Origin of the sequence: Pseudomonas sp. 8AS, assembly GCF_902506505.1 — a bacterium.
Taxonomy (GTDB): Bacteria; Pseudomonadota; Gammaproteobacteria; order Pseudomonadales; family Pseudomonadaceae; genus Aquipseudomonas.
Genome location: NZ_LR733406.1, coordinates 3,707,456 through 3,732,349 on the forward strand (window position 1 = coordinate 3,707,456; position 24,894 = coordinate 3,732,349).

Genomic DNA, 24,894 nt, shown 5'->3' on the forward strand with positions numbered 1-24,894 from the left:
TTACTCGACCTTCAGCTCGGCCAGTGCCGGCTTCTGCTCGAAGGCCTGTGCCTGCGGGTCATACATGCGCGAGTAGCGCGCCGGCGGCAGGTGGAACTCGCCCTTCTGCGAGAAGCGCACCAGGTGACGCAGCACCAGCTTGCCCTGCAGGCTGTCCACCGGCACCGCGTAGAGCAGCTGACCCGGCTCGTGACGGGCCTTCTCCAGCGGCGCCGCCTCTTCCGAATCCAGGCCGCTGACCTGCAGGCCCCAGGTGGTGCGCTCGACATCCGCGCCCGGCGGCAGCGGCACTTCCAGCAGACCGTAGCGGCGCGGCGTCTCGGCCTCGCTCTCCAGGGTGATCTCGTCGAGATACAGCTGGTCGCCGGAGATCGGGCCGTCGCCCACCTCCTCCGCGCTGAAGCTGAACGCCGCCTCGCCCGGCACCAGACGCAGCAGGCGGCGGCTGACCTTCACCTCCAGCGGCCCACTCGGCGGGGTCGCGGCGCTGTCGTAGCTGAGCGCCGCGACCAGCGGGCTGCCCAGCTCGGCCGGCAGCTCCAGGGCGCTCGGCGGCTGGCTGCCCGACCATTGCCACCAGGTCTCGCCGCTGGCGCCCTCGCGGGCTTGCCAGCCGGCACCGGGTTGCGGCACGACAACCACCGGGGCATCGCCCAGGCGGCGCTGCAGCCAGGTCAGCGCCAGGGCGCGTTCCAGGGTGGCCTGGGCCGGCGTCAGGCGCTGCAGCAGGGCATTGATCTGCAGCGGATCGACCGGACCGCGGGACAGGCGTACCGCCTCGGCGAACGGCTGGGTGCTGGCCGCGACACGCTCGCGGGCGGCGGCCAGGCCGACGGCGAAGCGCGGCGGCAGGCCGATCTTGCTGCCGGCCATATCAGCCGCCAGCACGCGAGCCAGGTCCAGGCCCAGGCGCGAGTCCGGATAGGCCATGACCAGGCTGGTCTCGCCACTGTCGTCCAGCGCCACGTCCTGGCCTTCGTCGGCGTTGGCCAGGTCATCCAGCAGGCCCTTGAGCAGGGTCTCGGTGGGCAACTGCATCTCGCGAGCGAAGCCGAGGATCAGCGCGCGCTGCAGCAGCGGCACGCTCGGCGCCTGCTGGGCGTAGATGTCCAGCACACGCTGCCAATGCTCGGGCGGCAGCTCGACGGCCAGGGCACGGCTGGCATGCCAGTCGGCGTAATAGGCGTAGGCGGTGAGGAAGGCATCAGCATGCTCGCCCTCGCCCCACCAGGTGAAGGTCGCTTCCGGGCCGGCCATCTGCACCAGGCGCAGGCGGCTGTTCTGCATGATCAGGCGCAGGCGTTCGCCGATGCGCGCCTCGCCCTTGGCCAGCTCTGGATAGGCCAGGCTTAGCGGCAGCAGGCGGCTGGAGGTCTGCTCGACGCAGCCGTAGGGGTATTCCAGCAGGTCGTCGAGGGCCGAGCGGAACAGCGCCTGGGTGCCGTCACCGAGGCGCAGGCGGATGTTGCCGGCGTCCGCCGGCAGGCTCAGCGGGTTGCTGCCCGGGTTGAGCGCCATGTTCTGCACATGCAGGCGCTGCCAGCCTTCACCGGCGACGCGCAGGCCGACGGCCAGGGCGTCGATCGGCTTGCCGTCCTGCACCAGTTCGGCATGCAGCTCGCCGGCGGCCAGGGCGGTCGGCGGCAGGGCCAGGTAGTTGGCGCCACGCGCCAGCTCCACCTTCTGCCGCTGTTCCTGGCCGGCGAAGCGGGTGACCAGCTCGGCCTCGGTCTCTTCCTCGCCCTGGTTGAAGGCGAACAGGCCCAGCTGCGGCTTGTCACCGTCACGGAACAGGGTCGGCCCGCTCCATTTCAGGTACAGCGGCTTCTCGGAACGGATGAACTGTTTCTTCTGCCCCACTTCGCCGCCCTCATCGACCGCGCGCACGGTGATGCGCCAACGGGTCAGCGAGTCGGGCATGCGGAAGCTGAAGCGCGCCTTGCCGGCGGCGTCGGTGACCAGGTCCGGCTGCCATGCGGCGGTGTCGACTTCCTCGCGGCGCGGCCGCTCCAGCACCTTGACCCCGCGCTCGCTGCGGTTGGCCCGCCCCGGTGCGGTGGCGTCGCCCGGCAGGGCCACGTCGTAGCTGATGAACGACAGGCTGGCGCTGGTGCGCACATTGTTGCGTCGCGGGTGGTAGAAGAACTGGTCGATGCCCGGAGCGATCTCCGGCTGCAGGGCGTAGATCATCTCGTCCACCACGCTCACCGTCAGGCGGCTGGCGGCCGGCTGGCCCTTGAACTGGGTGGCGAGGTCGACGGTGACCGTCTCACCCGGTGCGTAGAGTTCCTTGTCGGTGCGAACAGTGATCTCGATCTGCGCCTTGGCCACCTTGATCCCCGCGTTCTGGAAGCTGTAGTCGCCACCCTTGGTGTAGAGCACCGAGAAGGTCAGGTTGGGGGCGAAGTGGTCGTCCACCGGGATGCGCGCGCGGTACTGGGTGTCGTTGAGCTTCTCCAGCTTCAGCCAGTCGCCGCCGCTGGACAGCAGCGCGGTGGCCTCGACCTTGTCACGCTCCAGGCTCAGCAGTGCATCGCCGACCGGCTCGGGGAAGGTGATCAGCGCCAGGGCTTCATCGCCCGGCTGGTACTGCTCGCGGTCAAACACCACCTCGACGGTGCCGGCTACTGCCTTCAGCCCGCTGCCGCTGACCGAATGGCCGGTGGCGCCGAGGATCAGGCCGTGTTCGTCCTTGAGGGTGATGTTGTAGGTGCCGGGGTGCTCGAAGCTCAGGCTGAAGCCCTGCTCGTCCTCGCCCAGGCTGGCGCTGTGCTTGCTCTGATCCTCAAGACGCACCCACTCGTAGCTGGTCGGCTTGAGTTCGGTCGGCTGCTCGCTGCGGTAGCTGAACTGCACGGCCTCGCCGGCGGCGCTGAAGCGCTGCGGCGCTTCCAGGCGATAGCGGGCGGCGCCGCGCTCAATGAGGATTTCCTTGCTGGTCTTGACCCGGTAGGCGGCGCCGTCGCTGGCGAACAGGGTCAGCAGGTAGCGGCTCGGCTTGTCGGCGGCTGGCAGCTCGAAGGCCGCGCGCCCCTTGTCGTCGGTGACCAGCTCGCTGCTGGAAAGCTCGACCGGGAACTGGCCGAGGTACTGCAGTTCGTTGTCGATCATCGACAGCTGCTGGGCCCGCAGGCTCAGCTGCACACGAGCATTGCGCACCGGCTTGCCGTCCGGGTAGAGCAGCACCAGGTTGCCGTTGACCGGCTCACCGGTGCGGAAGTCCGGCTTGGCCAGGTCGAGGGCGATCTCGAAGTGCGGCTTGATGTAGTCGGCAACACGGAAGGCGCTGCTGTATAGCTGGTCGCGGTAAAGGAAGCGCAGCTCGTACCCGCCGGCCACGGCATTGACCGGCAGCTGGAAGCGGCCCTGGGTGCCCGCCTTGGCATCCAGGTTGAGGTCCAGCGTCTGCAGGGTGGTGCCGTTGGCGTCGAGCACCGCCAGCTTGATCGGCGCGGCCTCGGCGGCCTTGGAGTCTCGCGCGCTGGTGAACTCGCGGCCGACGATCTTCACCTCGACCCAGTCGCCCGGACGGTACAGCGGGCGGTCGGTGAAGGCGTAGAGCTTGGTGTCGTAGATCTCACTGTCGTAGTAGAAGTTTTCCGAGACGAACACGCCGCCCTCGGCGTCTTCACCGAGCAGGTAGGAGCGTTCCGGGCTGGCGTGCTGCAGGCGCAGCAGGCCCTGGGCATCGGTACTGCCGCTGCGCATCACGCCCAGGCCATCAGTCCACAGCACCTTGGCGCCAGCCACGGCGCTGCCTTCATGCTTGCGCGCGGTCCACACCAGCAGCTCCTGGCCGGCGATCTTGCTCACCGCCACGGTGTTGGAGACGAACAGTACGGTGGTGGCGCGGTACTTGCCGACCAGCGCCTCGACCAGGTACAGACCCGGCTTGAGCTTGCCCAGCGGGATATAGACGTTGCCCGGGTTGACGGTGACGAAGGAGCTGGACGAGCCGGCCAGCTCCACCCCCTTGGGCGGCTGGATGGCCTTGGCGTCCCACAGCGGGTAGCGGAACTGGGCCACCAGCGGCACGCCCTTCATCGGTGCGTATTGCGGCTGGGCCTCGAAGGGGGTCGGCGCCTTGATCGCGTCGCCCATCTTCAGTTCCGGCGCTTCCTCGGTCACCTGCACCCGCGACTCGTAGGAGAAGGCCCGCTGCATCACCCGACGCGACTTGCGGTACCAGTTGTCCCACAGGTAGGCCAGGGTGTTGGACAGCCCCTCGCCCTTGTATTGTCCCTCGGCCACCACCCGGTGCAGGTTCTTCTGCCGCTTGAGGAATTCCAGCGGCTGCTCGATGCGGTACACACGCACGTCCACGCCGCCGTAGGGCTCCATCATGTAGCGACGGTAGTCGCGGCCCGGCGCCTCCAGGCGCACCTTGGCCACCTCGTCGCTGGCGAAGCTGCTGTCGGCCAGGAGGAAGAACGACTGCCCCGCCACCGGCGAGTAGCCGCTGGGCTCGACGCTGTCGTCGGCCTGGGCGACCAGCGGCAGCACGGTGGCCAACAGGGCCGCGGCGGCGAGACGCAGCAGGTTCATGGGCGCTTTCATCGGCTGAGAAAATGCAGCCGGTAGACGCCAATGAAATTGGGGTTGGATGCGTCGGGAATCCATCGGGTGTCCTTCCATGTCATCAGTTGCTGCAGGCTCACGGAGCGCATGCCGTTGTCGGTCGGGGTGGTGGTGCCGGTGTGGTAGACGATGTTGCGGCCCATCCAGATCATCAGGTGCTGGTCGTCGCCCTGGTCGAAGAAGATCAGGTCGCCGGGGCGCGCCTGGTTGAGGTCGCGGCCCACCAGGGCACTGTTGAACTGGATCAGCTTGATCGCGTTGACGTAGGGGCCGAGCTTGCCGCCGCCCTGCTGCCACTGCTGGGCCAGGCCACGCTGGGCCTCGCTCAGCTCCAGCTCCGGCGGCAGGTAGCGGTTGCTCAGGCCGTTGGCGTGCAGCCACTTGGCGTCGTGGACCTTGAGCGCCTCGTTGGCAGCGAAGCGCACCAGGCCGGCGCAGTCCTGCTGGTGCCAGCGTGGGCTGGGGCCCTGGCGCAGCTGCTCCTGGGCGATGCGCACGAACCAGGCGCGAAACACCTGGGACTGCTGCACGTCCAGCGCGGGCGCATTGGCCCATGCCGGCGCGCCAAGGGCGAGCAGCAGAGCACCAAGAAGCAGTCGCCTCACAGCGCGCGCCATTGCAGGGGCAGCCATTGCCAGGCTTCATCGGCGGCCGCGTCGGCCGGCAGGCTCAGCGCGTACTTGCCGTGGCCGGACAGCGAACGCAGCTTGGGTAGCAGGTTGGCCTGGGCGGCGTTGCGGAACACCGGCTCGATGTCTTCCGGCAGGCTGTCCAGGGTCTCGCGTTCGAGCAGCGCGGCCAGGCTGTCCGGCGCCAGGTAGGCCGGCACCAGGGCGTTCTCAGGCAGCACTTCGGCCAGCGGCGGGAAGCGCTTGTCGAGGGTCTGGGCGGCCTTGTCGAGCAGACGGTCGTCCAGCGAGAACAGCAGGGTCGAACCGTGGCGTGCCAGGCCGACGCGGAAGAAGCCGCGCGAGGCCAGGGCGTCCGGCTGCTCGGCGAGGTCCGCCGGGTACTGGCCGAAGTTGGAACCAACCTGGCGCTGCCACTTGTGCAGCTCGCCCTGGGCAGTCTCCTCGACCGGGAAGCTGCCGCCCTCGGCGTAAGGCTCCCAGGCCCCGATCAGGCGGTCGAACAGCGCGCCCAGCTCGGCGTCGGTCTGCGCGCCGGGCTTGTCCTTGAGAGTGCCGACCAGCAGCGGCGAGTGCAGGCGCGAGTCCGGGTACCAGCACAGGCCGGCACTGCCGCTGAGCTGGCCGGCCAGCTCGGCGGCGGCCTTGGGCTCGGCGCCAACCTTGGTCAGCAGCCGCTCCGGCAGGCCCGGCGCCACCGGCAGGGCCACGCAGGCGCTGGCACCCATGGGCATGGCACGCCACACCGGGGCGAAGTCGAAGGCGCCCTGCCCTTCCACCTCGTCCAGGGCCAGGAAGCTGCCCCAGCCCTTGTCGTTGAGCTCGAAGCGCAGGCCGGCGAAGGCCGGCAGGAAGCGCCGGTAGCCCAGGGCGAGGAAGTCCGCGCCGAGGGTTACGCGCTGCTGCAGGGCGCCGCGCTCGCCCAGACCGAAGCGCTCCGGGAAGGGATGCTGACCGGCCAGCAGGGCTTCGGCGGCCTCGGCCGAGACCTTGGCCAGGCCCGGTGCTGGCGGCTCGATCGGAATCGGTTCATTGTTTTCGTCCACCGCCACCGGGGCGTCTTCATCGACCTCCGGTTGCGGTGCCGGGCCGAACAGCATGTCGGTGCTGGACATCAGCAGCAGTTGATCGCCATGCGAGGCGAACAGGATGGAGCGGTCGCCGTTGTAGCGCAGGCGATAGAAGGGCACCGCCGCGCCATCGACCATGAACTCGCCGGCCTGGCTCAGCTGGGTGTCGCCCAGCGCCACCTTGGCCAGCGGCTCCAGCACCTTGGCCAGGCCGCCGCGCTGGATCAGCACCACGAAATGCCGCAGGCGACCACCGGCGTCGCGCCACAGGGCCACTTCGGCCGGCTGGTCGAGCAGTTCGTCGAGCAGGTTGTCGCGCAGCTGCAGCTCATGCTCGTAGATGATGCGGCGCAGGCTGCCGGTCAGGCCGAGGCGGTCGGCGTTGTTCTCGTAGTAGAACACCAGGTCCTCGGTGAGGGTGTCGCGCAGCAGCGGCACCTTGAGCACGTCCTTGGGCAGGCGGCCCAGCGAGGCGCTTTCGATCAGCACGTCCGGGCGCGCCAGGTCGAGGCCCAGGTAGTTGGCCTCGACCAGCTGGCGCTCGCCCTGCGGCTCGTACTTGAGCCAGGCGAACAGGCCGGCGGCCGTCACCGGCAGGGCCACGGCCAGACCCAGCAGCAGCGGGCGCCAGCGGCGCGGGCCCGGGGTGGCAACGGGCTCGACGGGAGTGGTGTTCTCGCTCATAGGTAAAGACTCCGCAGGAGCGTTCAGTAGTTGAAGGACTTCACCGGCAGCAGCTCGCCGATGGTGCGCAGCGGCACGACGAAGGTCTCGCGCCGCTCGTTGACGGTGTTCTCGTTGAACACCAGGCTGATCTGCGCGGTGATCACCTCGTTCTGGTTGCTGCCGGCCTGGAAGTTGTAGCCCTGGCTGCCCAGGTTGCCCCAGTAGTTGACGTACACCAGGTAGGTGCCGCGCAGCGGGGCGGTCATGCTGAACATCTCCGGGCCGGGACCGTCGACGCTGTCCACGTCGAGGCCGCCGCCGTTGCTCATCACCGGGTCGGCCCAGAAGGCGTGCTGGCCGTCGGGGGTGACCACGTGCAGGTCAAGCTCGGCCTTGGGGTCGTCCCAGCCGAGGACGATGCGTACCCGCGCCGGGGTCTTCTGCGTATTGGCCTCATAGAACTGCACGCGGCGCAGCGGCTGGCCATCGGCGCGCAGCTCGACGCTGTTGGAACCGGCGCCGAAGTTGTAGGGCCGGGCGAAACGCCCTTCGGCGTCGGTATACAGAGGAAGGGGGTTGCCGTTGACCGCCAGGGTATAAGGCTGACGCAGGCCCTGGGTACCGGCGAGCCGGCCTTCGATCATGCTGCGGTTGCGCTGCGCGCCGCGATCGATCGGCGGCGTTGGGTAGGCCACGCGCGCCTGCTCCGTACGGTCGAGCAGGCCGGAATAACGCCAGCCCGCCGCCGGTCCTTCGAGGCTTGCGGAAGGCTCTGCCAAAACCGCCGACGCCGGCAGCGTCAGGCATAGCAGCAACAACGGGGGGCGCATGATTAATCCTTTAATGGCGCTAAGTTGCCAAGGCTAGCGACTGGCAAGGCGACTGACAATCGGTAACTGCCGCAACAGTCAGGAGTTTGGTAGCCAGTCACATTCGGACGGCACCCGCAGCCCACCTTCTGTCACGGCACACGCTTGCGCCGCCCCCGCGTCTCGCCGATTCGCGTCCCGTTCTGCATCGCCCGGTGATGGTCGACCGGCTGACCGGCAAGGCTACCTGCGACGCGCGCCGGCTGTACTGGTTCGCCGACCACACCTTGCTCGGCCAGGGCACGCCGCAGAATGCCCTGCAGTGGCGCCCCGCGCGTTCCGGGCAGTATCAGAACCGCGTCAGCGACGCCCAGGGCCGCAGCGCCAGCCGCGCCTTGCGCGTGGAGTTCCTGCCGTAGGTTGGGTTGAGCGCAGCGAAGCCCAACGCGAGGAAGCTCAGACCAGCACGCAGCCGTTGGGCTTAGTCGCCGCGCGCCTCGACCCGACCTAGATCCAGCCGCCCGCCTGGAGGATCAGCAAGCCGAGGTTGGTAGTGACCACCGCCGCCAGGGTGGTGATGACGATGATCGACGCCGCCAGTTCGTGGTTGCCGCCGCTGGCCTTGGCCATGACGAAACTGGCTGCCGCCGTGGGGCTGGCGAAATACAGGAAGAGGATGCCCAGCTCGGCATTGCGAAAGCCGCAGAGGAACGCGCCGAAGGTCGCCAGCAGCGGCAGCCAGAGCATCTTCCACAGGCTGGCGCTGAGGGCCAGGCCGCGGCCCTGGCGCAGCGAGGCCAGCGACAGGGTGCCGCCGATGCAGATCAGCGCCAGTGGCAGGGTCATGCTGGCGAAGTAGTCGCCGGAGGTGAGCAACCAGGCCGGCAGTTTGACCTGCCAGTAGGCGAACGGGATCGCCGCCAGCACGCCGAGGATCAGCGGGTTGCGCAGGATGCTCTTGCCGATGCTCCACACGTCGGCCTTGGCCTGCGGGCTGTAGATGGCCAGGACGATGGCCGACAGGCTGTTGTACGAGAGGATCACCACCCCGCCGAGGATGCCGCCCAGCGACAGGCCGTAGTCGCCGTACAGGCTGGTGGCCAGGGCCAGGCCGACGATGCCGTTGTTGCCGCGAAAGGCGCCCTGGGTGTACACGCCGCGCTCCTCGCGCGGGATGCGCAGGATCGCCCAGCCCCAGACCAGCAGAAAGCCCAGCAGCGTGGCCAGCAGGAAGTAGCCGAGCAGCGCCGGCTGCAGTGCGGTACGCAGGTCGGCCTGCAGGATAGCGAGGAACAGCATGACCGGCATGGTGCCCTTGAACACCAGGGCCGAGGCGGTATCGATGAAGCGCGCGTCGATCCAGCCCAGGCGCTTGAGGCCCACGCCGAGGAACAGCATGGAAAATACCGGGGCGGTGATGGCGAGGGTCTGCTGGAAAACGGCGAGCATGGCGGCCCCGGACCTGACTACTTGGTTAGGTGGCTAATGGTACCAGCGCTTAGCGCCGCCAACCTTTCGGCAGGCTTTCAACCGTACGTAAATCTGCAGGAGCCAGCACCAGTAGCCCGGACTTCAGTCCGGGCCACAACGCGCTCACACGAAAAAACGTAGACAGCGTCTTAGCGGCGTACCGGACGTTTCTGCAGCTTGCGCTGCAAGGTGCGCCGGTGCATGCCCAGGGCGCGGGCGGTGGCGGAGATATTGCCTTCGTGCTCGGCCAGCACGCGCTGGATGTGCTCCCACTGCAGGCGGTCCACCGACATCGGGTTTTCCGGCACCAGGCTGTCCAGGTCGGCATGTTCGGAAAGCAGCGCGGTCAGCACGTCGTCGGCGTCGGCCGGCTTGCACAGGTAGTTGGTGGCGCCGCGCTTGATCGCCTCCACCGCGGTGGCGATGCTCGAATAGCCAGTGAGGATCACCACGCGCATTTCCGCATCCAGCTCCAGCAGCTTGGGCAGCAGCACCAGGCCAGAGTCGCCTTCCATCTTCAGATCGACCACGGCGTAGTCCGGCAGGTCTTCCTTGGCCAGGGCCAGGCCTTCCTCGGCCGAGTTGGCCACGCTGACGCGCAGGCCGCGACGATCCATGGCCCGCGCCATGACGCGAGTGAAGGTGGCGTCGTCGTCCACCAGCAACAGGTGCGGTTGCTCTTCGCCGTCGATCAGGGGTTCGTCACTCATGTTCATCTCCGGGGGCCAGTCTGGGCAGGCGTAGCTCGGTCAGCGTACCGCCGTCTTCATGGTTGTACAGTTTCACCGACCCGCCGGCTCGCGTCACGCTGGCCTGGCTGAGGAACAGGCCGAGGCCGAAGCCCTTGCCCTTGGTGGTGAAGAAGGGTTTGCCGAGCTGTTCGGCGATGGCCAGCGGCACGCCGGCACCGTGGTCGCGGATGCTCAGGACCATCCACTGGTGGTCCCAGTCCAGGCGGATATCCAGCTTGTCCGGGCAGGCATCGGCGGCGTTGTTCAGCAGGTTGAGCAGGGCCTGGGTCAGGTCGGCCGGCGGCAACAGGCGCGGCACGCTGCCTGCACCCAGGCACTGGTAGCGGTAGGTGGCTTCCGGGCGCATCAGGTGCCAGCGGTTGAGGGTCGCCTCCAGCCACTGCACGGCGCTCTGCTCGGCCACGGCCTGGCGGCGGTCGGCCTCGGCGGCGCGCACCAGGTGCTGCAGGGTTTCCTTGCACAGCTTGACCTGCTCCTGGAGCAGCGCCAGGTCATCCTGCAGGGCCGGCTTGTCGCGGTACTCCTGGCGCAGCTCCTTGAGCAGCACGCTGATGGTCGCCAGCGGCGTGCCCAGTTCGTGGGCGGCGCCGGCGGCCTGGGTGGCCACGGCGAGCAGTTGCTGGTCGCGCATGCCCTCCTCGCGGCGCAGCGCCTGCAGCTCGTCCTGGCGGCGCAGGGCGCCGGCCATCTTGACCACGAAGAAGGTGATGAAGGCCGCCGACAGGGCGAAGTTCAGCCACATGCCGAACAGGTGCAGGCTGATCAGCATGGTCTCGTGCTGCAGGTTGTTCAGGTGCAGCGGGTGGTACCAGATCAGCAGCGCGGTGTAGCCGCTCAAGGCCAGGCCGCCGAGCACCATGGAGTAGAACCACGGCAGGGTCGCCGCGGCGATGGTCAGCGGCACCAGGTAGTAGGAGACGAAGGGGTTGGTCGAGCCGCCGGAGAAATACAGCAGCACGCTGTGGATGACCAGGTCGCAGGCCAGCTGCACCGTGTATTCAAGCTCGGTCACCGGCCACGGCCCGCGCAGGCGCAGGGCGGTGAGCAGGCACAGCACCAGGGAAATGCCGAGGGTGACGCTCAGCGCCAGCCAGGGCAGCGGCAGCAGGTCGGACAGGTAGGCGATGCCCACCGAACCAGCCTGGGCGGCCAGCACCAGCAGACGGATCAGGGTCAGGCGCCAGAGGTTCTGCCGGCTGGCGGAAAACAGTTGGACAGTCGCGTACATGGCGGCTCCGGTGAATTGCGGCGAGTATAACCACNTCACTCAACCGAGTTTTTCAACGGAATAGGCCGGTAGCTGCCTATCATCAGCGTCCGCTACCGGCCGATTCTGTTGAAAAAGTCGCTTTCTGAGTGAGCTGCTTTTCGGTGGCTCAGAAATCGCCCGATTTCGGCGTTGCTACGTAAAAACCAGGACAGCTCCGTCTTCTGAGTGAATCAGATTCCAACGTCGCTAACGGTCTTTCATGGAGAAAGATCGCGACGGGACTTTTTCAACAGAATCGGCCATATACGGTCTTGGTGAAGAACCTGTCTGTGCCGGCTCCGTTCATCCCTGCAAACGAAAACGGGGCCGCAGCCCCGTCTCCCATTCACAGCGCCAAAGGCGCCCGCTCGCACAGCGTCTGCAACGCACTCACCCACTGCGGATGCTCGTTCAGGCACGGCACCAGCACCAGCTCCTCGCCACCGGCCGCGCGGAACTGCTCGCGGCCGCGGTCGCCGATCTCCTCCAGGGTCTCGATGCAGTCGGCGACGAAGGCCGGGCACATCACCAGCAGCTTCTTCACCCCGGCCCTGGCCAGCTCGTCGAGGCGCGTCTCGGTGTAGGGCTCGATCCACTTGGCGCGGCCCAGGCGCGACTGGAACGACACCGACCACTGCCCCGGCTTGAGCCCGGCGCGCTCGGCGAACAGCTCGGCGCTGCGCAGGCACTGGGCGCGGTAGCAGGTGGCGAGCACCTGCGGCGAGGCGGTTTTGCAGCAGTCGGCGCCCTTCAGGCAATGGTTGCTCGGGTCGAGCTTGTGCAGGTGGCGCTCGGGCAGGCCGTGAAAGCTCAGCAGCAGGTGGTCAAAGCCCTGCTGCAGGTGCGGCCGGGCGCTGGCCACCAGGGCGTCGAGGTACTCCGGCTGGTCATAGAACGGCGCCAGGGTGGCGAATTGCAGCCCCAGCTTGCGCTCGCGCACCACCCGTTTGGCCTCCTCGATCACCGTGGTCGTGGTGCTGTCGGCGAACTGCGGATAGAGCGGCGCCAGGGTCACCCGCTTGATGCCCTGCTCGGCCAGGCGCAGCAGGGCCTTTTCGATCGACAGCTCGCCGTAGCGCATGGCCAGTTCCACCGGGCCGTGCTGCCACAGCGGGGTGAGCGCCTGCTGCAGGCGCTGGCTGAGCACCACCAGCGGCGAACCCTCCGGCCACCAGATCGAGGCATAGGCATGCGCCGACTGCTCCGGGCGCCTGATCAGGATCAGCGACACCAGCAGGCGCCGGATCGGCCAGGGCAGGTCGATGACGTAGGGGTCCATGAGGAACTGATTGAGGTAGCGACGCACGTCGGCCACCGAGGTGGAGGCCGGCGAACCGAGGTTGACCAGAAGCAGCGCGTGATCAGTCATGCAGCGTCCTTGAAGAGATCGGCCAGGGCCGAGTCGATAGCGGTAAAACGAAATGCGTAGCCGGCGGCCAGCGCCCGCTGCGGCAGGGCCTTCTGCCCGCCCAGCAACAGCCCGGACAACTCGCCCAGGGCGATCTTCAGCAGCAGCCCCGGCAGCGGCAACAAGGCCGGGCGATGCAGGGCGCGGCCCAGGGCCTGGGCGAAGGCCCTGTTCCTCACCGGCTGCGGCGCGCAGGCATTATAGGGACCGCGGGCGTCCGCCTGCTGCAAGAGAAAATCGATCAGGCCGATCTGGTCCTGCAGATGGATCCACGGCATCCACTGCCGGCCATTGCCGATCGGCCCGCCCAGGCCCAGCCGGAACGGCGGCAACAGGCGCTTGAGGAAGCCGCCGTCGGCCGCCAGCACCAGGCCGGTACGCAGCAGGATCACGCGGATGCCCAGCTCCTCGGCACGCAGGGCGGTCTCTTCCCAGGCGCTGCACAGCTGCGCGGCGAAGTCCTCCACCACCGGCGCGCTGTCCTCGTGCAGCTCGCGCTCGCCGCCATCGCCGTACCAGCCCACCGCCGAGCCGGACAGCAGCACCGGCGGGCGCTGCGCGCGGCCTTCCAGCCAGGCCAGCAGCTGCTCGGTGAGGGTGATGCGGCTGGCCCACAGCAGCGCCTTGCGCTTGTGCGTCCAGGGCCGGTCGGCGATCGGCGCGCCAGCCAGGTTGACCACGGCATCCAGCGGGCCGTCGCCGTAGTCCTCAAGCAGGCCGATGCCGCGCACCGCCGCCCCGCACAGGCCGGCGACCTTGCCCGGCGTGCGGCTCCAGACCGTCAGCTGGTGCCCCTGGTTCAGCCAGTGGCGACACAGCGCGCGGCCGATCAAACCTGTACCGCCGGTCAGCAAGATATGCATGGCATCCTCCTCGCATGGCGTTAACCACCAGTCTCGCCCTAGTCTGAAGTATGACGCAGCTGCGTGCCTTGTCCGCCGCTCGCCAGCGTCGGAGTTGTAACGGGAACGCGATTGGAACCGATAGCAGTTGTACAAGCAATAGTATTTGTACAGATTTTGTCTAGAGCGTAGCCTGAAGGAAAGGACACGAGGTAGACCATGAACACACCCATCGCCATCATCGGTACCGGCCTTGCCGGACTCTCCGCGGCCCAGGCGCTGCACGCCGCCGGGCAGACGGTGCAACTGTTCGACAAGAGCCGCGGCAGTGGCGGGCGCCTGGCCAGCAAGCGCAGCGACGCCGGCTCGCTGGATCTCGGCGCGCAGTACTTCACCGCCCGCGACCGCCGCTTCGTCGAAGTGGTGCAGCAGTGGCAGGCCCGCGGCTGGGTCGCCGAGTGGGATCCGCAGCTCTACCACTACAACGAGAACGGCCTCAGCCCCTCGCCCGACGAGCAGGTGCGCTGGGTCGGCCAGCCGCGCATGAGCGCCATCACCCGCGCCCTGCTCGGTGCCCTGCCGGTGCACTTCTCCTGCCGCATCACCGAGGTGTTCCGCGGCGAGCAGCACTGGACCCTGCTCGACGCCGAAGGCCAGAGCCACGGCCCGTTCAGCAGTGTGATAGTCGCCACCCCGGCGCCCCAGGCCAGCGGCCTGCTGAGTGCCGCGCCGAAGCTGGCCAGCGCCGCCGCCAGCGTGATCATGGAGCCGGTCTGGGCCGTGGCCCTGGGCTTTGAGACCGCCCTGGCGACCGACCTGGAAGGCTGCTTCGTGCGTGGCGGGCCGCTCGACTGGGTGGCGCGCAACCGCAGCAAGCCGGGACGCGACAGCCACCTCGACACCTGGGTGCTGCACGCCAGCAACAGCTGGAGCCGCCAGCATCTGGACCTGGACAAGGAGGCGGTTATCGAACGTCTGCACGGCGCCTTCGCCGAGATGATCGGCTGCCCGCTGCCGCCGCCGAGCTTCAGCCTGGCCCACCGCTGGCTCTACGCGCGGCCGGCCAGCGCCCACGAGTGGGGCGCCCTGGCCGATGCCGACCTGGGCCTGTACGCCTGCGGCGACTGGTGTCTGTCCGGGCGGGTCGAAGGTGCCTGGCTGAGCGGCCTGGAAGCCGCCCGCCGCCTGCTGGAACACCGCCAGTGAACGGCAGGCTGCGCCTCAATCCGCGCAAGCTGCTGCTGTCGAAATGGACGGCGCGCCAGCCGCGCAACCGCGAGAAGCACTTCCTGGTCAGCGAGCTGATCTGCGACGAGGAAGGCATGGTGCTGCAGGTCGAACTGCTGGCCGTGCTCACCCGGCGCAGCGAGCGCCTCGACTGGCAGGCGCTGCAGGATGGCGAGCGCTGGCAGATGGGCTGGAAGTAGCGGCCTGTGGGACAATGCCGCCCCAGCCTGCCGAATTGCCCGTCATGTCCGAGAACACCACGCCAGCCGTCCCGCCCAGCAGCCCGGCGCTGCTGCACCCGCGCAACCGCCACCAGGGCCGCTACGACTTTCCCAAGCTGATCGAGGCCAGCCCGGAGCTGGCCGAGTTCGTCATCCGCAACCCCCATGGCAAGCAGAGCATCGACTTCGCCAACCCCGAGGCGGTGCGGGTGTTCAACCGCGCCCTGCTGCGCCAGCTGTACGGCATCGCCCACTGGGACATTCCGCCGGGCTACCTGTGCCCGCCGATCCCCGGCCGCGCCGACTACGTGCACGGCCTGGCCGACCTGCTGGCCGGCGACAACGGCGGCGAGATTCCGCGCGGCACGGCGATCCGCGCGCTGGACATAGGCACCGGCGCCAGCTGCATCTACCCGCTGCTCGGCCATAGCGACTACGGCTGGCGCTTCCTCGGCTCGGACATCGACGACACGGCCCTGGCCTCGGCCCGCGCCATCATCCAGGCCAACGGCCTGGAGGGCGCCATCGCCCTGCGCCAGCAACTGCAGCGCGGGCAGATCTTCAAGAGCCTGCTGCAGGACGGCGAACGCTTCGCCCTGACCCTGTGCAACCCGCCCTTCCACGCCAACGCCGAGGAAGCCGCCAGCGGCAGCCGGCGCAAGTGGAAGAACCTCGGCAAGCTCGACCCCCAGCGCAAGCTGCCGGAACTCAACTTCGGCGGGCAGAGCGCCGAACTGTGGTGCACCGGCGGCGAAGCCAGCTTCCTCAAGCGCATGATCGCCGAAAGCGCCTCGTTCGCCGGCCAGGTGCTGTGGTTCAGCAGCCTGGTGTCCAAGGCCAGCAACGTGCCCTATGCCGAGAACCTGCTGAAGAAGGCCGGGGCCGTCGAGGTGCGCTGTGTCGACATGGCCCAGGGCAACAAGCAGAGCCGCTTCCTTGCCTGGACCTTCCACAGCCCCGAGCAACGCGCGGTCTGGCTGCACGGCCGCGTCGCGGGCTGAGCCATGCCGTTCAGCCTGCTGGGGCCGTGCGAGTACCGCGAGGACATCCGCAAGAGTCGTTTCCTCGCCCTGGCCGCGCCGGTCGCCAGCGCCGAAGAGGCCCTGGCCTTTATCCAGCAGCACAGCGACCTCGGCGCCTCGCACAACTGCTGGGCCTTCAAATGCGGCCAGCAATACCGTTTCAGCGACGACGGCGAACCCGGCGGCACGGCGGGCCGGCCGATCCTCGCGGCCATCGACAACCAGGACTGCGACCAGGTGGTGGTACTGGTGATCCGCTGGTACGGCGGCATCCAGCTCGGCACCGGCGGTCTGGCCCGTGCCTATGGCGGCAGCGCGGCGAAGTGCCTGCAGGGCGGCCAGCGCATTGCCCTGCTGGCCCGCACCCAGGCCCGCTGCCATGTGCCGTTCGCCGAACTGGCGCGGGTCAAGGCGCGCCTGGGCGAGTGGCAGGCGCTGATCGAGGAGGAAACCTTCGATGCCGACGGCGCCCGCCTGCAATTGGCGCTGCCGGCCGAGCAACTTGAGCAGGCGACGCGGCAGCTGGCCGATATCAGCAGCGGACGGATTCGCCTGGAGCGGCTGCCCTAGCGGTCGCGAACGGCTATGGGGACAGGTTCCGGAGGCTCTGGCCCCTGCCCGGCGACGCCTGTTTGCCAGACGCGCAAGCCGCCGGAAAAAGCGCTTGAGGGCAGCGAGCCTTAACTAAGCCTGACTGCCGCAGGCCACCTTGCGCGGCTGCGCACGGGTTGCCAACCAGCAGAGGATCGAACCGACGCAGACCATGGCTGCGCCTTGCCAGAACGACAGCGCAAGTGGCGTGCTCAGCAGCATGGCCGCCAATGCCGCGGACAACACCGGAATGAAATACGAAGCGCCGGCGAGGATGGTGACATTGCCGTGCAGGATGCCGACGTTCCAGGCCGCATAGCCGAAGCCCATAGCGGAGGCGGCCAGCACCAGGTAGACGATCGCCTGGTAGCTGAAGTCCATCGCCCCGCCGCCGCCGGCCAGGTACTTGGCCCACAGCGCCAGTGCCGTGAGCATGAAGAACAGCGTGACGCCATTCTTGCCTGCGGCCAGGCGTGCGGTCACCGTGCAATATGCCGCCCAGATCAGCGCCCCGGTGAAGGCCAGGCCATAGCTGAGGGGGTTGTCCTGGATGTTCGCGGCCATCCCGTGCAAGTCCAGCCCCTGCTCGCCGCCCAGCACCCAGCAGATGCCGAGAATGGCGATCAAAAAGCCCGGAACGATCAGCAGGCTGGTCTGCAGGCGGTTGAACAGGATGGCCGCCATGATGGTGAACGCCGGCCACAGGTAGTTGACCATGCCCACCTCGATGGCTTGCCGGCTGCTGTTGGCGTAGCCGATGGACAAGGCCAGGCACAGCTCATACGCGACGAACAGCAGGCTCCCCCAGAACAGATAGCGGCGGGGAAACTCGCGCACTTTCGGCAAGCCGACCGTGAACAGCAGCAGCACCGCGGCAACGCTGTAGATCATGGCGGCCCCGCCCGTTGCCCCGAGGCTTTCGCTGACGCCGCGGATCAGACCGACGATCGAGCTCCACAACACGATGGCAATGAGCCCGATGAACGTTGCCTTGCGCTGGTTTTTCATGCCGCCCTGCTTGTATTCCAATTCGATGATGACCGGGGGCGAAGGCCTGTCACGCGACAACGCCCGATCTGGGGGTTCTTCCGGCCAGGCACACGCACCCCCGCGAACACGGAGCTTCTCCACCGCATCGGCCCGCCGCTCGGCCGGCTAACGCCGCACCCGCCGCCCTACATCGCCCATTCCTGCACCACCATGTGGGTCTTCACCCGCTGCATACCGGGGTAGTTCTCGATTTCGCCGCGGATCTCGGCCAGGCGCGCCATGCTCGCCGCCTCGACCAGCACCAGCATGTCGGTCTCGCCGCTGATGCCGCAGCACTGGCGGATTTCCGGGTAGGCGCGCATGCGTTCGACATAGTCCTGGCAGCGGCTGTCCTTGTAGAACAGTTCGAGGAAGGCCTTGATCGCCGCCTGCGCCGGGTCGGCGACGCGGGCGTGGTAACCCTGGATCACCCCGCCCTGCTCCAGCTGGCGAATGCGCTCGCCCACCGCCGAACGCGACAGGTTGACCTCGCGGGCGATCTGGCTGACGGGGGTGCGCGCATCCTCGCGCAGCAGGGCGAGGATCTGATGGTCGAACTTGTCCACGATGGTTCTCGGCAGCAGTCGGTTTGACGGGCAATTCCGTCACTTTGCCGGCCAACGGCGACGGGCTGGCAGCGGCGTCGCAGAGGCCTGGCGCTTAACATGGCGCAATTGCACACCATTGCCGCGAGCATACCTCATGAGTCGTTTGAACAAGGAACTGGGCCTGCTGCAGGGCGTCGGGCTGCTCAGCACCTCACTGCTCGGCACCGGCATCTTCGTGGTCCCGGCGCTGGCCGCCACCGCCGCCGGGCCGGCCTCGCTGTGGGCCTGGCTGATCCTCATCGCCCTGGTGCTGCCGGTGGCCTTCACCTTCGCCCAGCTGGGCAAGCGCTTCCCCCATGCCGGCGGCGCGCCGCACCTGATCGGCCGGGCCTTCGGCGCGCGCATGGAGCGGCTGATCGCCTTCCTGTTCCTCGCCGTGCTGCCGGTGGGCCTGCCGGCGGCGCTGAACATCGCCACCGGCTTCTGGCAGGCGCTGCTGCCGATCGGCCGGGGCGAAGCGCTGCTGATCCAGTTCGCCACCCTCGGCGCCATGCTCCTGCTCGGCCAGCGCCCGGCCAGGGCCTCGGGCGTGCTGCAGGGGCTGATCGCCGTCGCCATCCTCGGCACCGTGGCGCTGGTCTGGTGGGTCGGCGAACTGCCATTGGCCAGCCAGCCGCTGCTGCCGGACATCACCGGCTCCTGGCACCTGATCCCGACCGCGCTGGGGGTGATGTTCTGGTGCTTCGTCGGCATCGAGGCCTTCACCCACCTGGGCGAGGAGTTCAGGCATCCGCAGCGCGACTTCCCCCTGGCCCTGCTGCTCGGCGTGCTGCTGGCCGGCCTGGTGTACTGGGCGTTCTCGGTGGCGGTGCTGAGCTTCCATGTGTATGGCGACGTGCACAGCGACGCCGCCTCGCTGCCGCACCTGATGGACCGGCTGCTGGGCGAGAAGGCCCGCGTGCTGGTGGCGCTGGTCGGCTACCTGGCCTGCTTCGCCTCGATGAACGTCTATGTGCAGGGCTTCGCCCGGCTGATCTGGAGCCTGGCCGACGAGGGCAAGCTGCCGCGGCCGCTGGCCCGCCGCAACCGCCATGGCGTGCCCGGCCCGGCCTTGCTGCTGGTGGTGCTGAGCTGCGCCCTGTGCGCCGCCCTGGCCGCCGTGCTGCAACTGTCGGTAGACGACCTGATCCGCTACGCCAACGGCAACTTCATCCTGGTCTACCTGCTCAGCATGGCCGCCGGCGTGGTGCTGCTGCGTGGCATCTGGCGCTGGTTGGCGGGCTTCAGCACGCTGCTCTGCGCCCTGGTCCTGCTGGCCCTGGGCCTGGATGCGCTGTATGCCCTCGGCCTGCTGGCCGGGCTGGCGCTGTTCGGTGCCTGGCGCGAGCGAGTGGGCAATCGCCTGCCAGCGCACCCGGGGTAGATGAGCGCGGCGCGCATCCCGGCTATCCTCAGGCAAGGCAATGACAAGGACAGACCATGCGCCGCATCCTCCGCGACCTGAAAATCATGCTGTTGGCCAACCTGTGGATAGTGCCGGTGCTGGCCGCCCTGGTCGGCGCGCTGTTCTACTTCGTCGCCCCGCCGCCACCCATGCATGCGCGGCTGGCCACCGGCGCGGCGGGCGGCGGCTACCACGCCTTCGCCGAGCGCCTGCGCGCCGAGCTGGAACAGCAGGGCTTCACCCTGGAACTGGTGGAAAGCGCAGGCTCGGCGGACAACCTGGCCAAGCTCGGCCAAGGTGAAGTGGAGCTGGCCCTAGTGCAGAGTGGCCAGGAACTGACCCTGCCCGACGAGGCCCGCGCCAAGCTGAGCGGCCTTGGCGTGATGTACCGCGAGCCGCTGTGGCTGTTCACCGGTAGCAAGGTCAAGTTCCGGCGCCTGGCCGACCTGACCCGGCTGCGCCTGGCCATCGGCTCGCAAGACAGCGGCACCCAGGCAGTGACCGCCGCCCTGTTCGCCGCCAACCGCATCGAGCCGGCGCAGTACCCCAAACGCTGGCAGCAACTGGGCGGCAGCCGCGCCGCCGATGCGCTGATCGCCGGCGAGCTGGACGCCGCCTTCTTCGTCGGCCCGGCGGAGAACCCACTGATCCAGCGCCTGGCCGCCGAGCCCGGGCTGCGCCTGGTCAGCCTGCGGCGTAGCGAAGCCTACCTGGCGCGCCTGCCCTACCTGAGCCGCCTGGAAGTCGGCGAAGGCATGCTCGACATGGCGCAGAACACCCCGGACCGCGACATCGTCACCCTCGGCCCGGTGGCCACCCTGGTGGCCGGCGAGGCCTTCCACCCCTCGCTGACCCCGCTGATTCTCGAAGCGGCCAAGACCGTGCTGAAGAACGGCAGCCTGCTCGACCCGGCCGGCAGCTACCCGGCCCGGCCGCCGCTGTCGCTGCAGACCCTGGCCGAGGCCGAGTACTACTACGACAAGGGCCTGCCGATCCTGCAGCGCTACCTGCCGTTCCGCATCGCCTCCCTGGCCGACCGCTACATCATCCTTGCCATCCCCTTGCTGGTGCTGCTGTTCCCGCTGTTCAAGGCCATCGGGCCGATCTACCAGTGGCGCATCCGCGCGCGCATCTACCGCTGGTACAAGCACCTGCGCGAGATCGACCAGCTGCTGTACAAGGGCGACCTGCCCAGCGACATCGCCGAGGAAATCGCTCGGTTGGAGAAACTGGAAGACGAGCTGGCGCGGGTCGAGGTGCCGCTGTCCTATTCCAGCGAGCTGTACGAGCTGCACATGCACCTGCGCTACATGATCGAGCGCCTGCAGGCCGTTCAGCGACGCACGACTGCGCAGGCGGTGGTCGGGTAACATGCGCGCTTTCCGTTTCTGCACCACGAGGCCGCCATGCCGATCCGCCACTGCATCGTCCACCTGATCGACAAGAAACCCGACGGCACCCCCGCCGTGCTGCATGCCCGCGACAGCGAGCTGAGCAGCTCGCAGGCCATGGAAAACCTGCTGGCCGACCTCAACGAGAGCTACAACGCCAAGCAGGGCAAGGCCTGGGGCCTGTTCCACGAGGAGTCCGGCGCCTACCCGTTCAGCGGCTGGCTCAAGCAGTACCTGGACGGCGAGAAGGACTTCACCGCCTTCAGCCGCCAGGCCGTGGAACAGCTGCAGAAGCTGATGGAAGAATCCAACCTGGCCACCGGCGGCCATGTGCTGCTGGCCCACTACCAGCAAGGCATGACCGACTACCTGGCGATCGCCCTGCTCCATCACAGCGAAGGCGTGACCGTGACCGAGGCGCTGGACGTGGCCCCGGCCAAGCACCTCGACCTCGGCCAGCTGCACCTGGCGGCACGCATCAACATCAGCGAGTGGCAGAACAACAAGCAGTCCAAGCAGTACATCTCGTTTATCCGCGGCAAGAACGGCAAGAAGGTCTCGGACTACTTCCGCGACTTCATCGGCTGCCAGGAAGGCGTCGATGCACCGAGCGAGACCCGTACCCTGCTCAAGGCCTTCAGCGACTTCGTCGAGAGCGAGGACCTGCCGGAAGAACAGGCCCGCGCCAAGACCGACACCCTGGTCGACTATGCCACCAGCCAGGCCAAGATCGGCGAGCCGATCACCCTCGATGAACTCTCCGGACTGATCGATGAAGACCGCCCGCGCGCCTTCTTCGAGCACATCCGCAACAAGGACTACGGCATGGCCCCGGAATTCCCGGCGGACAAGCGCACCCTCAACCAGTTCCGCCGCTTCACCGGGCGCGCCGAGGGCCTGTCGATCAGCTTCGAGTCGCACCTGCTGGGCTCGGCCATCGAGTACGACGAGGCGCGCGACATGCTGATCATCCGCCAGCTGCCGACCCAGCTGAAGGACCAGCTCAAGCGGCGCAAGGACTGAGCCCGCCATGCGCCTGCCCGACGCCATCCTCGACGCCTGCCTGTGCGATCCACAGGCGCCGCTGACGCAGGACCCGGCGCGCGACTTCGGCCTGGGCAAGGACGCCGCCCAGCTGGCCATGGCCGGCCTCAGGCCCTGGCTCAACGAGCAGCAGCGCATGCTCTGGGCCAGCCGCCGCGCGGCCCTGCTGCTGGTGCTGCAAGGCCCCGACTGCGCGGGCAAGGACGGGGTGATCCGCAAGGTGGTCAACGCCTTCGACCCGCAGGGCATCAGCCTGCACAGTTTTCACCAGCCGGACGAGCAGGAGCGGTACCAGCACTTTCTCCTGCGCTACCGCCAGCGCCTGCCGCAGCCGGGGCTGCTCGGCGTGTTCAACCGCAGCCACTACGAGGCGCTGATCTGCGACCCGCTGGATGGCCTGTGCAGCGAGGCTGACGTGCCGCAGCGCCTGCAGGAGCTGCTGGCGTTCGAGGGCGAATGGCCGGCGCGACAGCTGCACCCGCTGAAGTGCTACCTGCAGATTTCCCGCGAGGAGCAGAAGCGGCGCCTGCTCAGCCGCCTAGAACGCCCGGAGAAGCGCTGGAAGCTGCACGCCAGCGATCTGCAGGCCTATCGCGAGTTCGACCTGCGCCAGCAGCGCTGGAGCGAGCTGCTGGCAGCCAGTCATACGCCGCAGGCGCCCTGGTATGTGCTCCCGTCCGACCTGCGCTGGCTGCGCGACTGGCTGGTAGCCAGCCTGCTGGCCCGCGAGCTGGAACGCCTGCAACTGGCCTGGCCGGACAACCCGCTGCCGTTCAGCGCCAGCGATCTGGACGCCGCCGAGTAGCGGCCCTCCCGTAGGGTGCGCCGTGCGCACCAAGAAGTCTGTGCGGGCCGGCGGTGCGCACGGCGCACCCTACGGGTTTCTGCGTTGTGGGCGGGTTAAACCCGCAGGTTTCACCCGCCCTACATCAATCAAACTGCTTCGATACGAAAACCCAGGCGCGGGAAGTGCACATGCACCACCCCGGCACGCTCGTCCTCGCGGCGCAGGATCAGCTCCTCGACGCCGGCGAACAGCAGCTCGCCCTCGACCGGGTCGACCCCGTAATCGGTGGCGGCGATCTTCACCCGCTGCCCGGCCTGCAGGCCGTTGGGTTCGACGAAGGGCTCGTCCGGCAGGGCCGCCGGCGTCGCCGCGCGGGCGATTTCGATGGCCTCTTCTGCGTCCAGGCCGCTGGACGCACCGTGGCCGAAGCCCAGCACGCGGCCGAGCCAGGCGCTGACATTGGGGTAGGCATCGACCAGCGGCGCGGTCACCGGAGTGGCCTTGAGGAACCACAGGCAGTGGGCCAGGGAGAAGTCGGCAAGCGACGGCTCGCCGAACAGGAAGTCGCCCTCCTCGCGCGCCAGCTGCTGCTCGACCCGGGCCATCAGGCCCGGCCAGTTGTGCCGGGCGACCTCGGCCGGCAGGCGGGTGGCCGTGCCGCCGCTGAACAGCCCGGCACGGTCGGCGATAAAGGCCTTGACCGCTTCCGGCGGCAGCTTGGCGAAGCGCAGGGCAATGGATTCCGGCTGGAACACCAGGCTCACCGCGTGCTGGAAAATCACCGAATCGACCCACTGGGCAAAGCTCGCCACGACGAACTCGCGGCCTTCCGGAAACAGCGCCGGGGTGGCCTTTTCGGCCTCCAGGCGGCGGGCGATCAGCGCGGTGTCGCAGTAGATGTCGGCGCCGACCTGCAGCACCGGGGTCTTGCGGTAGCCTCCGGTCAGGGCCAGCAGGTCGGGCTTGGGCATCACCGCGGGGATCAGCACCGAGCGCCAGGACAGCTGCTTGAAGCCCAGCAACAGGCGGCTCTTTTCGGCGAATGGCGAGGTTGGGTAATGGTGCAGGATCAACTCGTGCATGACGGGCTCCGTGTCGGTGGCAGTGAAGCAGCAGCTTACCCCCGGGACGGCCGGCGGCCTACCCGCCGGGACTGATAGTCAGCTATCAGTTTTTTCCATAGTAGCCGTCAGCACCAGGCGCTCCTTGGCGACCTTGGCCAGGCCCTTGATCGCCCTTTCGCGGCGCAGGGCCGTGCCCTTGTCCGTACAGGCCTCGACATAGACCAGCGCCTGCGCCGGGCTGGAGTGGAAGAAGCGCGCGCCCTTGCCGCTGCAGTGCTGGGCGAAGCGCCGCTGCGGGTCGTCGCTGATGCCGCAGTACAGCGCGCCGTTTGCCGCGCGCACCAGATAAACCGACCAGGTCTTGCCGGGTTCGGTCGGGATTTCACTCATCAATAGCTTCTCGTTGGGGCCTCGTAGGGGGCACCGCGCGCACCACAGGCGACACATAGGCCGCTGGTACGCATGGCGCGCCCTGCACAGGAGCCATTTTCCGGCGGGCAGCTTACGTCACTCGGCGGGACGCCTGCCAGGCGCGCAGCCCGGCCATGGCCTGCTTGCGGATCGCGCCCTGCACCAGCGGCGTCCAGCCCAGCAGCAGGCCCTGGGTGCCCAGCGCCTGACGGGCCCAGCGCCACAGGTCGAAGCTGTCGCGGTGCTCGACGATCTTGCCGTCTTCGAAACGGAAGTTGGCCTGTATGTGGTTGACCACGGTATTGCCGGTCTTGCTGAACAGGTAGGTCGCCACCCAGCGCGCACTGCCCTGCCGGTCATCGGCCTGCACGCTGTCGAAGGTCAGGGAGAAGTTCTGCGCCCGCGCCGCCAGCATGCGCCACATGTCGCCGGCATCGCGGCCGCGCAGGTCGGTGAACGCCGGGTCGCTGAACTGCACGTCCTCGGCATAGCAGGCGACCATGGCCTCGGCGTCCAGCTGCTGGAAGGCCTGGTAGAAACGGCTGATGAGTTCGGCATTGGGGTGGGCCATGGGTCCTGCTCCGTGAAAGGGACTGGACAGAGTATTGCCGCTGATCCGGCAAACGGCGATTGGCGACAACG

The 24,894-nt window shown here is 68.3% G+C and carries 22 protein-coding genes and 1 pseudogene; 9 read left to right on the plus strand and 14 right to left on the minus strand.

Features of this window, described 5'->3' with window-relative positions; translation table 11 throughout:
- Genes GV001_RS17360 through GV001_RS17375 form a run of 4 tightly spaced genes read right to left on the minus strand, consistent with a single transcriptional unit; the run spans position 1 to position 7,773 of the window.
- Complete coding sequence (locus tag GV001_RS17360) at positions 1-4,545, minus strand: alpha-2-macroglobulin (protein WP_160082091.1); 4,545 nt, start codon at positions 4,543-4,545, stop codon at positions 1-3.
- 8 nt (positions 4,546-4,553) lie between these two features.
- A complete protein-coding gene (locus GV001_RS17365) occupies positions 4,554-5,195 on the minus strand; it encodes a DUF1175 domain-containing protein (RefSeq protein WP_160082093.1) in 642 nt (213 codons plus the stop codon).
- Complete coding sequence (locus tag GV001_RS17370) at positions 5,180-6,961, minus strand: DUF2138 domain-containing protein (RefSeq protein ID WP_160082095.1); 1,782 nt, start codon at positions 6,959-6,961, stop codon at positions 5,180-5,182. Before GV001_RS17370 ends, GV001_RS17365 begins: the two co-directional genes overlap by 16 nt.
- Before the next feature lie 23 nt (positions 6,962-6,984).
- Positions 6,985-7,773: a YfaP family protein gene (locus tag GV001_RS17375; RefSeq protein ID WP_160082097.1), complete on the minus strand. Its 789-nt coding sequence runs from the start codon at positions 7,771-7,773 to the stop codon at positions 6,985-6,987.
- 221 nt (positions 7,774-7,994) lie between these two features.
- On the opposite strand from GV001_RS17375, the pseudogene GV001_RS17380 reads away from it, so the two are divergent.
- Positions 7,995-8,171: pseudogene (locus GV001_RS17380) on the plus strand (hypothetical protein); the annotation flags it as partial.
- 88 nt (positions 8,172-8,259) lie between these two features.
- On the opposite strand, the gene GV001_RS17385 reads toward GV001_RS17380, so the two are convergent.
- The 5 genes from GV001_RS17385 to GV001_RS17405 all read right to left on the minus strand — a co-directional run bounded on the left by GV001_RS17385 (position 8,260) and on the right by GV001_RS17405 (position 13,494).
- Positions 8,260-9,201: an AEC family transporter gene (locus tag GV001_RS17385; protein WP_160082101.1), complete on the minus strand. Its 942-nt coding sequence runs from the start codon at positions 9,199-9,201 to the stop codon at positions 8,260-8,262.
- A gap of 170 nt (positions 9,202-9,371) precedes the next feature.
- Positions 9,372-9,932 carry a response regulator transcription factor gene (locus GV001_RS17390; protein WP_160082103.1) on the minus strand — a complete coding sequence of 187 codons (561 nt, stop codon included), beginning with the start codon at positions 9,930-9,932 and terminating at the stop codon, positions 9,372-9,374.
- Positions 9,925-11,202, minus strand: a complete 1,278-nt coding sequence (locus GV001_RS17395) for an ATP-binding protein (RefSeq protein ID WP_160082105.1) — start codon at positions 11,200-11,202, stop codon at positions 9,925-9,927. The genes GV001_RS17390 and GV001_RS17395 overlap by 8 nt, the downstream gene beginning before the upstream one ends.
- Before the next feature lie 367 nt (positions 11,203-11,569).
- Positions 11,570-12,592: a ferrochelatase gene (gene hemH / locus GV001_RS17400; RefSeq protein ID WP_160082107.1), complete on the minus strand. Its 1,023-nt coding sequence runs from the start codon at positions 12,590-12,592 to the stop codon at positions 11,570-11,572.
- Positions 12,589-13,494 (minus strand): TIGR01777 family oxidoreductase, encoded by a 906-nt coding sequence (locus GV001_RS17405; protein ID WP_160082109.1) that lies wholly within the window; start codon positions 13,492-13,494, stop codon positions 12,589-12,591. Before GV001_RS17405 ends, hemH begins: the two co-directional genes overlap by 4 nt.
- A 198-nt stretch (positions 13,495-13,692) precedes the next feature.
- Between GV001_RS17405 and GV001_RS17410 the strand changes: the two genes are divergently transcribed.
- Genes GV001_RS17410 through GV001_RS17425 form a run of 4 tightly spaced genes read left to right on the plus strand, consistent with a single transcriptional unit; the run spans position 13,693 to position 16,513 of the window.
- Complete coding sequence (locus GV001_RS17410) at positions 13,693-14,679, plus strand: NAD(P)/FAD-dependent oxidoreductase (protein ID WP_160082111.1); 987 nt, start codon at positions 13,693-13,695, stop codon at positions 14,677-14,679.
- A complete protein-coding gene (locus tag GV001_RS17415; RefSeq protein WP_160082113.1) occupies positions 14,676-14,900 on the plus strand; it encodes a TIGR02450 family Trp-rich protein in 225 nt (74 codons plus the stop codon). The genes GV001_RS17410 and GV001_RS17415 overlap by 4 nt, the downstream gene beginning before the upstream one ends.
- Positions 14,901-14,944: 44 nt before the next feature.
- Positions 14,945-15,922, plus strand: coding sequence for a 23S rRNA (adenine(1618)-N(6))-methyltransferase RlmF (gene rlmF / locus GV001_RS17420; protein ID WP_160082115.1), 978 nt, complete (start codon positions 14,945-14,947; stop codon positions 15,920-15,922).
- Positions 15,923-15,925: 3 nt separating this feature from the next.
- A complete protein-coding gene (locus GV001_RS17425) occupies positions 15,926-16,513 on the plus strand; it encodes a YigZ family protein (RefSeq protein ID WP_160082117.1) in 588 nt (195 codons plus the stop codon).
- 114 nt (positions 16,514-16,627) lie between these two features.
- Here the strand turns inward: GV001_RS17425 and yddG are convergent, their stop codons facing one another.
- A complete protein-coding gene (gene yddG / locus GV001_RS17430; RefSeq protein ID WP_160082127.1) occupies positions 16,628-17,542 on the minus strand; it encodes an aromatic amino acid DMT transporter YddG in 915 nt (304 codons plus the stop codon).
- A gap of 167 nt (positions 17,543-17,709) precedes the next feature.
- Positions 17,710-18,129 carry an Lrp/AsnC family transcriptional regulator gene (locus GV001_RS17435; RefSeq protein ID WP_160082129.1) on the minus strand — a complete coding sequence of 140 codons (420 nt, stop codon included), beginning with the start codon at positions 18,127-18,129 and terminating at the stop codon, positions 17,710-17,712.
- Between the two features lie 136 nt (positions 18,130-18,265).
- Here GV001_RS17435 and yjeH point away from each other — a divergent pair, with 136 nt between their 5' ends.
- The 4 genes from yjeH to GV001_RS17455 are packed head-to-tail and all read left to right on the plus strand — an operon-like array spanning position 18,266 to position 22,795.
- On the plus strand, positions 18,266-19,534 hold the full coding sequence (yjeH, locus tag GV001_RS17440; protein WP_160082131.1) for an L-methionine/branched-chain amino acid transporter: 1,269 nt from the start codon (positions 18,266-18,268) through the stop codon (positions 19,532-19,534).
- Between the two features lie 56 nt (positions 19,535-19,590).
- Complete coding sequence (locus GV001_RS17445) at positions 19,591-20,925, plus strand: TAXI family TRAP transporter solute-binding subunit (protein ID WP_160082133.1); 1,335 nt, start codon at positions 19,591-19,593, stop codon at positions 20,923-20,925.
- 36 nt (positions 20,926-20,961) lie between these two features.
- Positions 20,962-21,969, plus strand: a complete 1,008-nt coding sequence (gene yejK / locus GV001_RS17450; RefSeq protein WP_160082135.1) for a nucleoid-associated protein YejK — start codon at positions 20,962-20,964, stop codon at positions 21,967-21,969.
- Positions 21,970-21,976: 7 nt separating this feature from the next.
- Positions 21,977-22,795 carry a polyphosphate kinase 2 family protein gene (locus GV001_RS17455; RefSeq protein WP_160082137.1) on the plus strand — a complete coding sequence of 273 codons (819 nt, stop codon included), beginning with the start codon at positions 21,977-21,979 and terminating at the stop codon, positions 22,793-22,795.
- 128 nt (positions 22,796-22,923) lie between these two features.
- Here the strand turns inward: GV001_RS17455 and GV001_RS17460 are convergent, their stop codons facing one another.
- The 3 genes from GV001_RS17460 to GV001_RS17470 all read right to left on the minus strand — a co-directional run bounded on the left by GV001_RS17460 (position 22,924) and on the right by GV001_RS17470 (position 24,823).
- Positions 22,924-23,859: a glutathione S-transferase family protein gene (locus GV001_RS17460; RefSeq protein ID WP_160082139.1), complete on the minus strand. Its 936-nt coding sequence runs from the start codon at positions 23,857-23,859 to the stop codon at positions 22,924-22,926.
- Between the two features lie 78 nt (positions 23,860-23,937).
- Positions 23,938-24,231, minus strand: a complete 294-nt coding sequence (locus tag GV001_RS17465; RefSeq protein WP_160082141.1) for a GIY-YIG nuclease family protein — start codon at positions 24,229-24,231, stop codon at positions 23,938-23,940.
- A 112-nt stretch (positions 24,232-24,343) separates the two neighbouring features.
- Positions 24,344-24,823 carry a nuclear transport factor 2 family protein gene (locus GV001_RS17470; RefSeq protein WP_160082143.1) on the minus strand — a complete coding sequence of 160 codons (480 nt, stop codon included), beginning with the start codon at positions 24,821-24,823 and terminating at the stop codon, positions 24,344-24,346.
- Between the last annotated feature and the right edge of the window lie 71 nt (positions 24,824-24,894).